Origin of the sequence: Niallia sp. RD1 (genome assembly GCF_024219955.1) — a bacterium.
GTDB lineage: Bacteria > Bacillota > Bacilli > Bacillales > Cytobacillaceae > Niallia > Niallia alba.
In genome coordinates this window covers 4034110-4048395 of sequence record NZ_CP100420.1, presented here as the reverse complement: position 1 = coordinate 4048395, position 14286 = coordinate 4034110, and the positions used below count along the sequence as shown (strand labels likewise).

Below are 14286 nucleotides of genomic sequence, written 5' to 3'. Positions count from 1 at the left end.
CGCTTTCGACATTTCCGTAAGTGGTTCACATGTTCATTCATCTCCATAACACGCACTTGACAGTTCTTGACTGCCTTTTCCTTAACGCTCAATACCATAGCTTTTGACTACAGCACCTTAAGGTAGTTTGAAATCTCCACCTGTATGGCGACTCCGACGGGCCCACCGTCATCATTTGTACAGCATAGCTGCTTTGAGTAGTCTCGCTACTCACGCACACTTTCGTGGCGCACAATCGTCTGCATATCTCACAAATTTGTGTCCACGTTTCTCTAATTCTTTATCTAATTCGTGAAGCATAATGTTGCTTAATAACGGACTCAACGGACCACCTTGTGGTGTTCCTTCTGTATTCGGTTTAACTAACCCATTGTCCATCACTCCTGCTTGGAGATATCTTCTGATTAATTTCAAGGTTGGTTTATCAGTGATCGTTTTCGCGATGAGGGACATTAGTTTGTCATGGTTCACTCGGTCGAAAAATTTCTCTAGGTCTATGTCTACGACAAAGTTGTATCCATCTTCGATATATTGTCTTGCTTGTTCTATCGCTTGGTGTGCACTCCTGTTTGGTCTGAATCCGTAGCTATAAGAACTAAATTGCTTTTCGAAAATGGGAGTAAGTTTCTGTACAATTGCTTGTTGAATGACTCTATCTGTCACGGTAGGGATTCCAAGTTTCCTTGTTCCTCCGTTTGGTTTGGGGATATCCACCCTTCTTACTGCTTTAGGTTTATATTTTCCTTCTCTAATAAGTTCCGTAATCATTTGACCTTCTTCTTTCAAATAAAGGCGAGTAGCTTCTATATCTTTCGCATCGACTCCTGCTGCTCCTTTATTGCTTTTAACCTTCTTGAAGGCATGGTTCAAATTATTCAGTTCTGTTATCTTTTCAATTAAACTTATCGTTGATTTCATATTGTTCCCGTGCTGTTGAGGTTGCATAAGGATAACTCCACTCTATATACGGTTCTCCAGTTTTCCGAACCTTCGTTTCCCATATAGTCATTTTGTTTCTGCTTCTTCGTTTCCTTATCAATACCTCTAGCTCGGTCGCTCCTTTCGTTCCGTCCTTCTCAAATCCTAGATTTGATACTATGACTTCGGCTGACTTCTCTTGATTCAGCTATCTATCACTAGATAGGTTCCCAGTAGGATATTCAAGAGACCTCCCGGGGTAAGTTCACTCGCTTTCTCCTCATCTATCTGCCACATTTATTCTCATTTCATCCGGGGATATTTAGGACTTCGTTTTGTTTAGCAAACTCATCCTGAAATGAAAACCTCTAATGTGATTCGTATACCTCAGACCAAGGATTTGCCTAGGGCTTCCTTCAGATTCCGCGTCACCACGGACACCCTTGCCTTCGACTAATGGTTCGCATATCCCAACGCCCATAGCGGACTTACACCGCCTAGCTAGTGAACATGCCCGGCACACTAAAGAACACCGTTTGAGAACAAACGGTGTATAAACTTATTCATCAATAGTATCTGGATCTTTTGCGTCTTCAGGATCTTCAATTGATTCTTCTGTATCAGGGGTGACATTATGTTCATCAATAGTATCTGGATCTGTTGCGTCGATTGGATCTTCAATTGGTTCTTCTGTATCAGGGGTGACATTATGTTCATCAATAGTATCTGGATCTGTTGCGTCGATTGGATCTTCAATTGGTTCTTCTGTCCCTGGAGTTACATCCTCCGGTGGTGGATTATTATCGTCATCTCCATTATTACACCCCAATAACAAGAAAATTGAAAGAAAAACTGTTGATAAAAGTTTCATCCACTTAAGATTCATCTTTACCGCCCTTTCGATTGTTGTAATTTCTAAATTATTTTCTCCGTTTATTCTTTATTTATTCAGATAGTCTAAAAAGAAATTTGATGAAATACAGCAATAAGCAATTATGTATAGACTTATGATAGATAATATTACAAAGTTTCCCTATTTTATCCGATTCTATTTTTTGCTTTCTGAATAACCTCTTCTACAAACTGATCCAATTTACCCTATTCTCTCTTCCTTGATTTTTTTTGCCAAGAGTATTTTTTGCGAAAATAATAAAAATATAATTCGAATTTTAAAAACTTTCACTAGTGTTGCATAAATAATATCTAAATTTTCAGTTAAATAGTTCCTGCCTTTTATAGCCAAAAAGTTAAATGCCTAATTAAAGGTGGCTCCGTCCATTTGGAAATTTATTTACAATTAGGCCTGTTAGACTAGTGCGACAACGACAATTTGCGAATCAAGGAATAATTTTTCCTTCAATCTTTCGAAGCCAGATATGCGCTGGTTTCCATATCGCTGCCCGTAAGTATCGGCTAATTTGTAAGATTTTTTGCTTGCTTCTTGTTTCAATTTGCGCGAGTACATGTAAGCAAAAAACAATTAGCGCAATGAATACTTGATTTTGAATCGCCCATTCGCTTTGACCGTAAAACTTTTTTATACTGAGGTGCTGTTTGATCCATTTGAAAAACAACTCAATTGCCCAGCGTGATTTGTACATTTCTGAAATTTCGTCAGCACTCAAATCAAAACGATTTGTGATTAAATGGAGTTCATTTCCTTTTGAATCTAAGACTCTTATTAGGCGAAAATAATTTTCAGCACGGTTTTGTGCTGTACCTATCAACACCATTTGATCTGATAAGACAGACGTATTTTCAGATAATTTAAAGCTGTACACTTCACGTATTACAGCGTTTTTCCGTAGCCTTGAAAGAAAAAAGTAGCCATCATCAGTCATACGGTCAAATCGTTCATAATCTAGGTAACCACGGTCAAACACATACATGCATTCTTTGTCATCTACCATGATTTCGAGCTGTCCACGGTCATGTTCTTTGGCAGTAGTCATAACGGCTTTTTCAGGGTAGGAAGTTCCTTTTTCCATAAATACAAGCCGCAGATGCAGCTTCACTCCAGCCTTTGTTTTGCGGAATTCCGCCCATTTATGATTCGTCAAATTGAGTGGTAAAGTGCTTGAATCGATGATTTTTAATGGCATCACAAGTTTCGTGCAGTGCGTTTTGACGTGAATTTGTGACACTAAATCAAGAAACAGCCTTTGGAATAGATTTGGATTTAACCCATTTAAACGGCGTGACAGCTGAGAAATACTAATAGAATCAAGGTCAATTCCCTTTTGAAGCTGATCATCAAAAAGGCAATCCCCCAGCGCATGAAGGCTTTCTACTTCCTTGTAGCTGCGCAAAAAGAAGTAATTTTAGGAACGACTCCGTCGTTAATTTTTTCGTGTAGTAATCTAATTTCAATGTTTTCACCTGTTCATCAAAAACTCTAAAATTTATTGGTGAAAACCATTGTCCAAATGAAGTTTTTCGTGTAATCTTGTCCATGAGTTTAGTCCTTTTATAGTGGATTTGGACAGATTACCACCTGACTTATCCATTATAAAGGACTTTTTCTTTGCATAAAATGATAAAATTGAACATTTAGAGTATTCCTAATAGTGAAATTAAATTAATGCAACACTAGTGATATTGCTTATATAACAGGATTTCATGAGCAATTTATTCATGCTTCCAATAATCGAAAACCGGATAAAGAAGAAACAATTATTATTTAAGTAGTTCAGTTTTGGAGTAGAAAATTATAAATGGATACCAGATCCACATACCAAAAAACAGTGAATTTGATGTCAAAATAGCAACCCACTTTAGCACATAAAAACGCTTGGAATTTTTCCAAGCGTTTTTTACTTATTTTTTAGTATTTACTAATTCGAAACGCTCACAGACCAACATCATATCTTCCGAATATTCAAGCCCTAAATCACTCAATTCTTTAGTAAAGAATTTTTCGTGGGCTTCTTTCCAGTATTGATAAGTTCTATCTCCTTCACCTTCTGCAATAGCAAAATCCTCTGGAACCTCATTCATTGGCATTATTTTCACATCAACTGTTTTAATAATCGCTAAAGGTTCATCTTTACTATTTAAGATAATACTGTAATCTTCAACTGAAGGTAGTGGCTCGTTTTCATTTTCATAAAAAATTAGCCCCGAACAAGTGGCTGATTTTACACCATCTATTACTAATTGAGCCAAATGGTCTGGATTGTCTCCGAATTGCCACGCACTTACTCTTTTTGGTTTTTCTTGACCTTGAGATTTCCAAAATTCATCCCAATATATTTGCGATGCTTCATTCATATTTTTTCTCTCCCTAATAAAATTGATAGGCAATCTACCTAAAATAAATTATATCATTCAAATCAAAAACCTTCTCGGTAATGCCCAGCCTTTGAGCAGGAGTTAGTTTCTTTCCATCAGCAGTTTTAAAAGGTAGGCAAAAGTTAAAGTAAGTTCTCAAAATGGTTAAAGCATATTGAGCGTATTTCGGATTAAAATTCGCATAAATATAACTTTTTCCTTCGCCCCTTGCGGTCATTAAAGGACGTTCAAGGATGGACAACCTTCTTCTCATTTGTTGGATAAAAGCATTGGTGGCATTATCATTTACCTCTAATACCATTTCAGCAATATCTTTTGGCTCATAGGAAGAAAGGTCTGTTGTGCAATCTACCAAATGAAAGCCTTTATCTTTTGATGCCAACGGATGTTCAATTGGATTATTGGCATATTTATTAAAGGACTTTTCTCTGTTTGAAACTTGTTCGTGAAAAGTGTGTCGGCTAAACAGTTCGGTCAAATAATATTTAGCCAACTTCCTTAAATTTTTTGTATCATAACCACTTTGAAAACCCCACACCAACAAATCCTGTTTGGCATCTTCAAACTCCTGCAAACATCGTTTTCTTGATTTTTCTCGGTCAACAAGACTTAGAAAATGATGGGCATCGTATTGTTTGATTTCTTTGGCAAAAACACGAAAGAAAGCTGTTTTGATTGAACTGTCATTGTCGCTAATCATTCGCCATTCATTTGCCTTTACAAGCTGTTTAATTAGCCAATAATGAGCAATATTCGTGTATGTTGCGTTGACGTGCAGACCATCTACATATTGGCTCCTGTGTCTGATTTTATTAATGTCGTGCGTATATTGAGCATATTCTTCTTTTTTCTCTTTAGGTGGTTCTTGAGGGTAATGAGAAAAATCTAACCTTGCATTTTTCTTGGCGAACTCATTCAAGTGGTCATCTTTATATTGAATGGTATCCAAAGCCAATTCTTCAAAGGTAATATCCCAATCATAAGCGACATCAGAACGAAAAGCATACCTTGAAAAAACCTCTGAAGTAACGACAATGTATGTTTGCAAATTTAAATCTTCCAATCCCCGAAATTTACTTCCACCTTGACCTTTTATCCGAACATTGTTGAGTAAATAATGCATCTTATCGGTATTTAGCCACATTTCCTTAAAATGCTTGTCCTTTAAAGGTTTTGTTTCGTATCTGTCCAAAAACTCTAAACATCTACGATAAAGCCATTCTAACTTTTGATAATATGTTCCAACCCCAATATCTAAAATTTCACAAGCACGACTGATAAGAACCTTGTTTAACAGCAATTTTGCAAATGTGGGAAGTATGTCATTTCTTTGTTGGTGATAGGTGGTAGATTGTTTTCTGTTCGGCAAAACATTGGTGATTTTTTTACACTGTTTACATTGCCACCTTTGAGAATTACTTGTACTTTTCCCTTGCTTATAAAACTCTTTTTTATGGTCAAACGGGGTAAAACCTTCGTTTATACAGCCTTCTTTATGAAACACATAATCTGGTTCAACATCTTGAACTGTTTCAATTCTGACAAGCCGATTAATTTCTTCTGCAATAGACCAATTAGAATAGGGATAGGAACTAATGTCCGATACAACACCTACATTCGGCTGTATGGGGTCAGGATTGCACCTAATAACCTTACTTCGGTTCTTCGTACTTCCAGTTAATTAATATCTACTTGGTTTGTTTAAAACCTTTTCAAATCGTTCTTGGTCTCTTCCAAACCATTTGCAGAATGGGTCTGTACAAAAGTTATATTGAATTTGAAATGTTTTGTCATTCCAATGAAATTGAACAGGGCTAAAAAGTAAATGGTTGTATCTTTTAGCGTATTTTGTGGTGTCTAAAATGCCATAATGTTTTTTTCTATCTTCGATGTCGCCATCTGATACAGGCGGAACAACCGATACCACTGAGTCTTGTTTATTAGACAACCGCTTCAAACTAGCCAATAGATTTCACCTTCACCATATCTTCAATTTCCATCTGTTTTATTAACCGTTTGTTATTTCGTTTTTGCTCAATCCATTTAATGAAGTCTTTGTCGTCAAGAATGTTTTGCAAGAACTTATCGGCAACTTCACTTTCGCTATATTGCGTGTATTCGGCATAATATTTCACAATGGCTTGAGACCTTTCGGAAATCAGCCAATCAACCTTATCTGCATTTGTATTCTTGGGTTTAATGAACTTCACCGCATATCAACCTCCTTATTCAAATTATAACAACTTTCGACCTAAAATTATCAACGAAATTAGAACAACTTTTGGCATATGACCAACAGCCATTGTCCATCTTCTAATTAGTATGCCAATTAGTGTATTATTTCATACCCAATTTGCCAGTAAATATTGATATATCAACAAAAATAAAGAGTCCAATTCATATGCGAATTGAACTCAAAATTGTGGTGTTAATTTAATTTTTCTACCTTAAAACTGAACTACTTAGAATGGACTGGCAAGAGCTATTTTCTTCGGAAAACAAGGAGAGCTTAGGGAACGAACCATACAGCATCAATTGCAAAGAGCCAGTGCCTTAAACATCATTATCAATGCCATCAGTATCTGGAATACTTTACATCTAACAAAGGCAGTTGAATATCAAAAACGGTCAGGTAGTTTTAATGAAGAATTATTGCACCATATGTCACCTCTAGGTTGGGAACATATTAATTTACTTGGAGAATACCATTTTAATTCGGAGAAAATGGCCTCGTTAGATTCTTTAAGACCCTTGAAACTTTCTTAACGTTGTTAAAACTGGGGGAATAGTCGGGGAAATGGGCTTAGCGTTGTAAATCCGCATTTTCCTGACTGTACCCCAAATTGGGATAATTAGGAATAATATTAAGGGGTGGTAGTTTGAAGATTTTATTTCTTTTGCTAAGCCTATTAAATTTTCTCGATGGAATATTCACTTTTCTTGGAATCCAATTTAATCATATATCTGAATCAAATCCGATTATGAATCACTTATGGGAAATTTCTCCTTTCTTATTCCTTTTGTTAAAAATTGGTTTATCTTTATTTCTCTTTTACCTAGCAATCTATTTTTATAGTAAAAATACTCGTACCTGGATTTTTCTCCTATTTATTCCATTAGCATTATATTCTTCCGTTATGGTTTTGCATATTGTTTGGATGACGAATATTTAGTTTGCAATAATTTTATTATGTAATTTAAAGTCCTCCTATCTTTTTACTAGAATAACCATTAAAATAATATTATACAAACAGTAAGGAGTTAGGATTATGAGTGTACATAAAGAAATTACCAAACATGTAGAACAAATCAATTCTCGTGTCAATCATTTTAAGCAATTAGATCAGCTACGTGAATCCTATATTGAAGAAGCGATACTGCTTTGTAAAGCTGGGGAGAATTTTTCGGTTGATAAAATAAATGATGTAACCGAGCAAATGAATGAATTAGCTAGACTTGGTGTTGTTCCATCAAGAAAAAAGGTTACTAAAGCAATGGTAGTAGAATTTGCTACTCGTTCTATATAAAGTGAAACTTCCATCAGTGGGGGTTTTCTTTCATCCCCCCACTGATGGTTAGTTGAACCAATCGGACCTTTACGGACAGTTGATCTCCCACCTACTCTCATATGCTTGAGGTGGCCTTCTTAGTCTTACTATCCGTTAAGAGTGGGATAAAATAAAAACAACCTTGTTTGCTCGTGAAGTTCACGGCCAAGGCTGTTTTTTATACTCAAATATTCTAGTAATTCTCTATGACTGGATAAAAACGAAGGATTGCTTTTCCAATAACTGCTTCTTCAGAGATACAACCAAGTTGTCGACTATCGGTACTTTTTTGCCGATTATCACCAAGTACAAAAATATGTCCCTTTGGTACTTTTATCTTGAGATTTTCCGTTAATTTTTGATTAGGGAGTAAATGTTTCTTTTTTTCCTGTAAGTAAGGCTCATCATATTTATGACCGTTTATATAAAGAGCGTCATCCTGAATCTCGATGGTATCGTCTGGTAAGCCGATTACTCTTTTTATATAGTCCTCCTTCTCAATCGGTGAATGGAAAACGATTGTATCAAAGTGCTTTATTTGCCCCACTTTGGAAACGATAATTCGATCTTGATTCTCATATGTCGGTTGCATGGATTGCCCTACTACTTTTACAGGGGTAAAGATAAAGTTCCGGCATATAAAAACGAATACTAATGCACTAATAAGCGCAATAATCCATGACTTTAGTTCTTTATTAAACTCTGCATTCATGTAGATATTCCTTCCCCCCTTTCCTATACAATCATTATCAATTCACCATTTTATACATTAGAATATCGTCTACATATTCATTTTCAGCTATTTTAAACTCCTTTATTTTGCGACCTTCTTCTATAAATCCCATACGTTTATAGAAAGATATCGCTCGATAATTTGTTGAGAAAACTCTTAAAGGAATTTAATTCCATTATAACATATGATTTGTTTCCATTACTCTTGCTGTTTTCTTTTTTTTCTAAAAATAATCCAAACAATTACAATAACTGCAACTGGAATTAGAATCGGAGATAATCCAATAGCGAGTACTACTACACTTGATAAGAAGGAGATAACCCCGTTTATTGTACTGACAAACTGGCTTTTCGCTTTTTGCCAAGTATTTAAGGAGTCGCTATTTTTGATGTTTCCGACCTTTACTAACTCTTCTTCTAATTGAATGGTAACAGTGGAATAGTCGACATTATTTTTTAAGTATTTCATTCTCCCTAAGATTTGCTCTTTTTGCTCTTGTACAGTGGCTAGGTCGTTTGATATTTTCAGAAGATCTTCTGTTTTCTCTGCCTGGTCCATTAACGTTAATAGTCGTTTTTCTACTGCTTCTTTGGCTTTTAATCGAGACTCAAGATCAACAAATTCCTCTGTGACATCATTACTGCTTATATTTTTTTCGATTACTTTTATACTATTTTTTTCCACTTCATTTATATAGGATTGGAAATTCGCTTGTGGAACTTTCACAATAATCGATCCATTAATATAATCAGTGCCACTATTGTAAATAGATGATTGTACTACATAACCGTCAAGTTCGGTTGCTTTTTTCTGAATTTCTTCTTCTACTTGATGATAGTCCTTAACTTGTAAGGATAAATTAGCATTGTAAATCATCATGCGGTCATTTTCTGTTATTTCTGTTCCACTAGTATTCTTAATCTCTTTATCAGCGGATGCTAATTGGTCTTCCATCACTTCTCCTTCATGAGAATCCATTTGTGCTATTTCATTATTTGCAGCTTTCTCCGTACTATCTGCGCTTTTATTTTCTGATTCTTGGCTGCTACATCCTGCCATTAAAAGTAGAAAAAATAGAATGCCAATAAAGGAAGTTCTATACTTTTTCATCTTTCATACCTCCTAAGTTTAGTTACTCATTAGACGGATATTAAAATAATAAGTTTCAATATTATTACATATTTATTACAAAGCTGCTTCGTAAAGTTTTCTTTCTTAAAGAAAACAAAAATTTTACAATCAACTGGATATACGCTAACACCAATTCTCTATTCTGTGTATATGATAATACAAGTTTACTTTCGGTGATAATTACTTTTGATGAACATACAATGGTATAAAATGAGTTGGAAATATGCTTAGATGGAGGGATTTTTGTGGAGTTAGACAGGCACAAGGAAATAACCTTTCAAAACTTGCAAGAAAAAAATATGACGTTTGATATTGTTTTTCAACGTATCCTTGCCTTTATGTCTAGAAATCCGGCTGGAAATTATCAATTGATGATTGGTACAGATTCCCAAGTGCATGCGAAGCATACCACCTTTATTACAGGAATTGTGATTATGAATAAAGGGAAGGGTGCATGGGCATGTATCAGAAAAGTTGTTTTACCGAGAAAAGTATTAAGACTTCATGAGAAAATTTCCTATGAGACGACGTTAACCGAAGAAATTGTTAGTCTTTTTACCGAAAATAAGAAAAACCAGTTAATAGATGTTGTGCTTCCTTTTGTTTATCAAGGAGCAACTTTCTCTATTGAAGGACATATTGATATTGGAGCAGGTCAGAGAAATAAAACACGAGATTTTGTAAATGAAATGGTAGCAAGAATTGAATCAATTGGGATTGAACCAAAAATAAAACCAGATTCATTTGTTGCTTCCAGTTATGCCAATAAATACACAAAGTAGTCTCTTCTTGCATTAAAATAACCTGTCCTAAAGCAGAACAGGTCTAAACAATTAATCTTCTTTTGTTGCAGCAATCTCTTCGGAAACTTTTTTGTTCTTATTAATAAAATGAATGATAAAGGTGATGATAAACGCAGCAATTAGAATCGCAAAAAATACATAATGATCTAATTCAAAACCAAAGATACTTGCGAACATTTTCGCCGCGATTATACCAATTAAAACAAAAGCAGTATTCTCTAATTCTGGTACTTTTTCAATTAAAACTAAGAATAATTTAGCGACCGTTCTCATCATTAAAATCCCAAGCATTCCACCAATTAAGAGGATCCAAATTTCATTTGATACAGCAAGTGAGGCTAATATGCTATCAACGGAAAAAGCTAAATCCATTAATTCTACAGAAATAACGGTAGCCCAGAATACCCCGAAAAGTCTTATTGTCCAACTATTTTTTTTCATCGCTGAAGCATCCTCGTCACCATCACCAAGCCAGAAATGCTTAATTACAATCCAAGCTAAGTATGCTGCTCCAACTACTTTAATCCATGTAAAGTGGATTAAATAAACGCCTATTCCAATAAAGAAAAACCGGAAAAAATAGGCTCCAAATAAACCATACGTTAATGCTTTTTTTTGTTTGTCAGGCGGTAAATGTTTAACCATCACCGCTAAAACGAGTGCGTTATCCGCTGATAATAAGCCTTCTAAAATGACTAACGATCCAATTAATCCCCATGAAACTGGATCTGTTAATACTTCTTCCCACATCTCCCAATCAAAAAATGAAGCATAGGTTGATAATATTTGATGTAAAACGTCCACTTAAAAAGCCTCCATTATATATATGTAATGATATGGAAGCTATTATACTCCTATCATTTTCAGATAGCAACTTTATTTAAGATATTCCCATTATTCTTCATAAATCATCTTTACGGTCATACCACCATCTACCATGAGGTTTGTCCCTGTAATAAAATTATTTTGCGGATTAGTTAAAAATAGACAAGCCCTCGCAATATCTTCTGGTTTACCTACTCTTTTTGACAAATGCTGTTCATGATCGATTTCGCGAAGATTTTCATAGTCTTTTGTTTCAATCCATCCTGGTGAAATACTATTTACAGTTATATGTGCGTCTGCAAGACTATTTGCTAATGCATGTGTAATGGCCATAATACCACCTTTGCTAGCACTATAGCTTTCCGTATTAGGCTCAGACATATATGCTCTACTAGATGACATATTGATAATCGAGCCTTTAGAGTCCTGATCTCGCATGATTTTTGCGACTTCTCTTGAACAAAGAAACACGCTGCGGAGATTTGTATTTATTACATCATCCCATTCTTCAATCGTTAAATCGTAAAACGATTTAAAAACTCCTTTGCCCACATTGTTTATCAGAATATCAATCTTTCCAAACTTCGCTTTTGTTGTATGAACAAGATGAATGATTTCCGTTTCGCTTCGTACATCTGTTTTGATAAATAATGCTTTTTCCTTTTGTTCAATAGAATCAAGAAGTTGCTTCCCTTGGCTTTCATCTATATCTGCCAGCACAACATATGCTTCTTCCTGCAAATAAGCTTTTGCAATTGCTTTACCGATTCCATTACTAGCACCAGTAACAATTACAACTTTATCTTTGAACATCCTATTCGCCCTCCATCCATATAAAAAAAAGCAAGCTAATTTCTCAGCCTGCCTCTTTATATTTATTCTTCAGTGATTTCTACTTTTTCCATTACATCGCCATTTCTCATCGCCTTAACAGTAGAGATTCCAGATGTAACTTGTCCAAATACAGTATGAACACCATTTAAATGTGGTTGTGGATCATGAACGATAAAGAATTGGCTGCCACCTGTGTCACGACCAGCATGTGCCATAGAAAAAGCGCCTTCAACATGTTTATGAGGATTTCCTTCTGTTTCACATTTGATTGTGTATCCAGGACCGCCTGTTCCATTACCATTCGGGTCTCCGCCTTGGCTTACGAACCCAGGAATAACACGGTGGAAAGTTAGACCATTATAGAACCCTTTTTTAATAAGTTCTACAAAATTAGCTACTGTTCCAGGAGCTTCATTTGGATATAATTCAAATTCAATTTTTTCACCATTTTGCATTAGTATGTATCCTTTTGTTGCCATGTTCAACATCTCCTTATTTCAAAATCAACTTTTATCATATCATCTTTTGCTAGAGAAAGAAAATATTACGTCCCTATTAGATTGAGTCAAGTTTTTGTGGGAGTTTTTTTAGCTCCCTTTTTTATAAAGTAAAACCTCTAAGTTTGTATCCGCTTTCCAATTGGTTTTGTTTTTCCAACTGTTGATTCTCTCATTTTTTAAAAACCTTTTAATCCCTGTAAGGCAAAGTGAACGGGTTTTCCAATCGCTTGATTTAAGTATGGCATGTTCTGACGCACGGTTTCTGTTACTAATTTTGTGGGTATTTTTCTTTTCGCTCGATGCTCTTTCTTTGATTTTTCCGTGGCTTTTTCCCATTTCCCATATATCGTTTGGATGGATAGGTCATCCTTCAATCCAATCCACAAGCGCGCCATGCTCATGACCCCTTTTTTGCTCCATGCTCTTCCATTCTTTAATCGTTTGGCTAATTGATTCATCATCGCCTCTGCACTTCCCATTGGACGATACGCTGTCGTGTCCACACCTTTTTCCTGTAACCAACTACGGTAATCTTTTATGGTTTCCTGATGATGCGTTAAAAAGGCAAGGAAATGCGCTAGTTTTTCTTCTTTTTCTGGTGTATCCATTGTTCCTACTGCGCTATTCAACTCTAGAAGTAATGTTTCTACCTGGTAGTTTTTTAACGCTCTTTTCATGTAGCGGTATCGAGGATGGCTCTTCATTAGTTGCTTCATCGAACGAGCGACATGAAAACGGTCCATGGTGAAAAAGGCGCGTTCCCGAAAATACTCCCGACATGCCGTTATCCAGCCTGCTCCATCACCATTAATAATAAGCAAGGTTTGGGTAGGATCATACGCATAATTATTCTGTAAGAACGTTTCAAAGGCTTCCCAAAAGGGTTCTTTTCCTTCATAAAGAAAATGCCTTTTATTTCGGAGCCTGATTCGCTTTCCGTTTTCTTTCCATCCCTCGTGTACAGCGGCGAATTTCAACTCCCATCCACGCTTTTTCTTTTCTTGACTCTTCACATATAATCCATCTACTTCGACAAACAATACCTTTTGAAAAGGGCGTTTTTCCTTAGCGGGAAGTACGCTTGTTTGAAGAAGATGTTGCCGTAATGCTTCGTGGCTCATCGCCGAATAGCCTAAAAATTGTTCGAACGTTTCCACCGCCTTTCGATAGGAGGAGCCATTCGTCGCTAGTTCTAGCCCCCATTCTTCTAGTAGCGGACTAAATCCCTTATTCCCCTGAAACTGTAAATAGTGATCTAATAGACAAATATATTTTTTAGTCACACGATCAAAATAATAATTACGCTTCAGCTCCACAGCTCCAAACGCTGTATCTAATCGTATTTCTCGTTTATCACGTAAAGCAAATCTTCTTTTGTCTCGTTGCTGAGCAATCTCTAGATCCCAATTTTCTAATGTTTGAATAAGGATTTCTTGAAACGTCATTTGTAGTGTTCGAAATAAAGTTTTTTCCAATTCTTTTAATGATGGCATTTTTATGTTACATTGATTCATGAGAGCCTCTCCTTTTCGTATTTTTCGCCAAATTCTACTTTACAAAAGGATGCTCTCTTTTTTAATGCTTAATTTTTTCCAGCTACCGCGCTTTCGCTTGGTGGCCTTTTTGTCTAGTTGGGGGACTCGTCCCAATGTCATAAACCTAAATTGTAAAAATATGTAAATATTAAAAAAGATTCATAAAAT

The 14286-nt window shown here is 35.7% G+C and carries 14 protein-coding genes and 4 pseudogenes; 4 read left to right on the top strand and 14 right to left on the bottom strand.

Annotation, left to right across the window (positions count from 1 at the left end):
- Positions 1-231 precede the first annotated feature (231 nt).
- The 7 genes and pseudogenes from ltrA to NKG37_RS19255 form a co-directional block, all read right to left on the bottom strand.
- Positions 232-918 (bottom strand): annotated as a pseudogene (gene ltrA, locus NKG37_RS19285) (group II intron reverse transcriptase/maturase); the annotation flags it as partial.
- A gap of 559 nt (positions 919-1477) precedes the next feature.
- Entirely contained in the window at positions 1478-1804 is a 327-nt protein-coding gene (locus NKG37_RS19280; protein WP_254415127.1) for a hypothetical protein, read from the bottom strand.
- Positions 1805-2255: 451 nt separating this feature from the next.
- Positions 2256-3372: pseudogene (locus NKG37_RS19275) on the bottom strand (IS4 family transposase).
- Between the two features lie 363 nt (positions 3373-3735).
- Positions 3736-4188, bottom strand: coding sequence for an ASCH domain-containing protein (locus NKG37_RS19270; protein WP_254415126.1), 453 nt, complete (start codon positions 4186-4188; stop codon positions 3736-3738).
- 34 nt (positions 4189-4222) lie between these two features.
- The gene (locus NKG37_RS19265) at positions 4223-5713 is read right to left on the bottom strand and encodes an insertion element protein (protein WP_254415125.1); all 1491 of its coding nucleotides are present in this window, start codon (positions 5711-5713) and stop codon (positions 4223-4225) included.
- A 177-nt stretch (positions 5714-5890) separates the two neighbouring features.
- Positions 5891-6175 (bottom strand): hypothetical protein, encoded by a 285-nt coding sequence (locus NKG37_RS19260; RefSeq protein ID WP_254415124.1) that lies wholly within the window; start codon positions 6173-6175, stop codon positions 5891-5893.
- The gene (locus NKG37_RS19255) at positions 6168-6419 is read right to left on the bottom strand and encodes a hypothetical protein (protein WP_254415123.1); all 252 of its coding nucleotides are present in this window, start codon (positions 6417-6419) and stop codon (positions 6168-6170) included. The genes NKG37_RS19260 and NKG37_RS19255 overlap by 8 nt, the downstream gene beginning before the upstream one ends.
- A gap of 256 nt (positions 6420-6675) precedes the next feature.
- On the opposite strand from NKG37_RS19255, the pseudogene NKG37_RS19250 reads away from it, so the two are divergent.
- The 3 genes and pseudogenes from NKG37_RS19250 to NKG37_RS19245 all read left to right on the top strand — a co-directional run.
- Positions 6676-6975: pseudogene (locus NKG37_RS19250) on the top strand (Tn3 family transposase); the annotation flags it as partial.
- Positions 6976-7088: 113 nt separating this feature from the next.
- The gene (locus NKG37_RS26395; protein WP_367976063.1) at positions 7089-7382 is read left to right on the top strand and encodes a DUF5658 family protein; all 294 of its coding nucleotides are present in this window, start codon (positions 7089-7091) and stop codon (positions 7380-7382) included.
- Between the two features lie 96 nt (positions 7383-7478).
- Positions 7479-7736, top strand: a complete 258-nt coding sequence (locus tag NKG37_RS19245) for a DUF2533 family protein (protein WP_254415122.1) — start codon at positions 7479-7481, stop codon at positions 7734-7736.
- A gap of 214 nt (positions 7737-7950) precedes the next feature.
- Here NKG37_RS19245 and lepB read toward each other — a convergent pair whose 3' ends face one another.
- From lepB to NKG37_RS19230, 3 genes and pseudogenes are all read right to left on the bottom strand, one after another.
- Complete coding sequence (lepB, locus tag NKG37_RS19240) at positions 7951-8469, bottom strand: signal peptidase I (RefSeq protein WP_101731163.1); 519 nt, start codon at positions 8467-8469, stop codon at positions 7951-7953.
- A 37-nt stretch (positions 8470-8506) separates the two neighbouring features.
- Positions 8507-8656 (bottom strand): annotated as a pseudogene (locus NKG37_RS19235) (GNAT family N-acetyltransferase); the annotation flags it as partial.
- A 32-nt stretch (positions 8657-8688) separates the two neighbouring features.
- Complete coding sequence (locus tag NKG37_RS19230) at positions 8689-9600, bottom strand: DUF4349 domain-containing protein (RefSeq protein ID WP_016203824.1); 912 nt, start codon at positions 9598-9600, stop codon at positions 8689-8691.
- A 266-nt stretch (positions 9601-9866) separates the two neighbouring features.
- On the opposite strand from NKG37_RS19230, the gene NKG37_RS19225 reads away from it, so the two are divergent.
- Positions 9867-10403, top strand: a complete 537-nt coding sequence (locus NKG37_RS19225; RefSeq protein ID WP_254415121.1) for a ribonuclease H-like YkuK family protein — start codon at positions 9867-9869, stop codon at positions 10401-10403.
- Between the two features lie 51 nt (positions 10404-10454).
- On the opposite strand, the gene NKG37_RS19220 is transcribed toward NKG37_RS19225, so the two are convergent.
- From NKG37_RS19220 to NKG37_RS19205, 4 genes are all read right to left on the bottom strand, one after another.
- Positions 10455-11228: a TerC family protein gene (locus NKG37_RS19220; protein ID WP_016203822.1), complete on the bottom strand. Its 774-nt coding sequence runs from the start codon at positions 11226-11228 to the stop codon at positions 10455-10457.
- 90 nt (positions 11229-11318) lie between these two features.
- Positions 11319-12062: an SDR family NAD(P)-dependent oxidoreductase gene (locus tag NKG37_RS19215; protein WP_101731164.1), complete on the bottom strand. Its 744-nt coding sequence runs from the start codon at positions 12060-12062 to the stop codon at positions 11319-11321.
- A gap of 62 nt (positions 12063-12124) precedes the next feature.
- Positions 12125-12562, bottom strand: coding sequence for a peptidylprolyl isomerase (locus tag NKG37_RS19210; protein ID WP_016203820.1), 438 nt, complete (start codon positions 12560-12562; stop codon positions 12125-12127).
- A gap of 197 nt (positions 12563-12759) precedes the next feature.
- Positions 12760-14076, bottom strand: coding sequence for an ISLre2 family transposase (locus NKG37_RS19205; protein ID WP_254414903.1), 1317 nt, complete (start codon positions 14074-14076; stop codon positions 12760-12762).
- Positions 14077-14286: the final 210 nt, after the last annotated feature.

What these genes read in the sequence shown, in the direction of transcription:
- NKG37_RS19280 (WP_254415127.1), bottom strand. Translation starts at nt 1,804, where the DNA reads ATGAATCTTAAGTGGATGAAACTTTTATCAACAGTTTTTCTTTCAATT.
- NKG37_RS19270 (WP_254415126.1), bottom strand. Translation starts at nt 4,188, where the DNA reads ATGAATGAAGCATCGCAAATATATTGGGATGAATTTTGGAAATCTCAA.
- NKG37_RS19245 (WP_254415122.1), top strand. Translation starts at nt 7,479, where the DNA reads ATGAGTGTACATAAAGAAATTACCAAACATGTAGAACAAATCAATTCT.
- lepB (WP_101731163.1), bottom strand. Translation starts at nt 8,469, where the DNA reads ATGAATGCAGAGTTTAATAAAGAACTAAAGTCATGGATTATTGCGCTT.
- NKG37_RS19230 (WP_016203824.1), bottom strand. Translation starts at nt 9,600, where the DNA reads ATGAAAAAGTATAGAACTTCCTTTATTGGCATTCTATTTTTTCTACTT.
- NKG37_RS19215 (WP_101731164.1), bottom strand. Translation starts at nt 12,062, where the DNA reads ATGTTCAAAGATAAAGTTGTAATTGTTACTGGTGCTAGTAATGGAATC.
- NKG37_RS19210 (WP_016203820.1), bottom strand. Translation starts at nt 12,562, where the DNA reads ATGGCAACAAAAGGATACATACTAATGCAAAATGGTGAAAAAATTGAA.
- NKG37_RS19205 (WP_254414903.1), bottom strand. Translation starts at nt 14,076, where the DNA reads ATGCCATCATTAAAAGAATTGGAAAAAACTTTATTTCGAACACTACAA.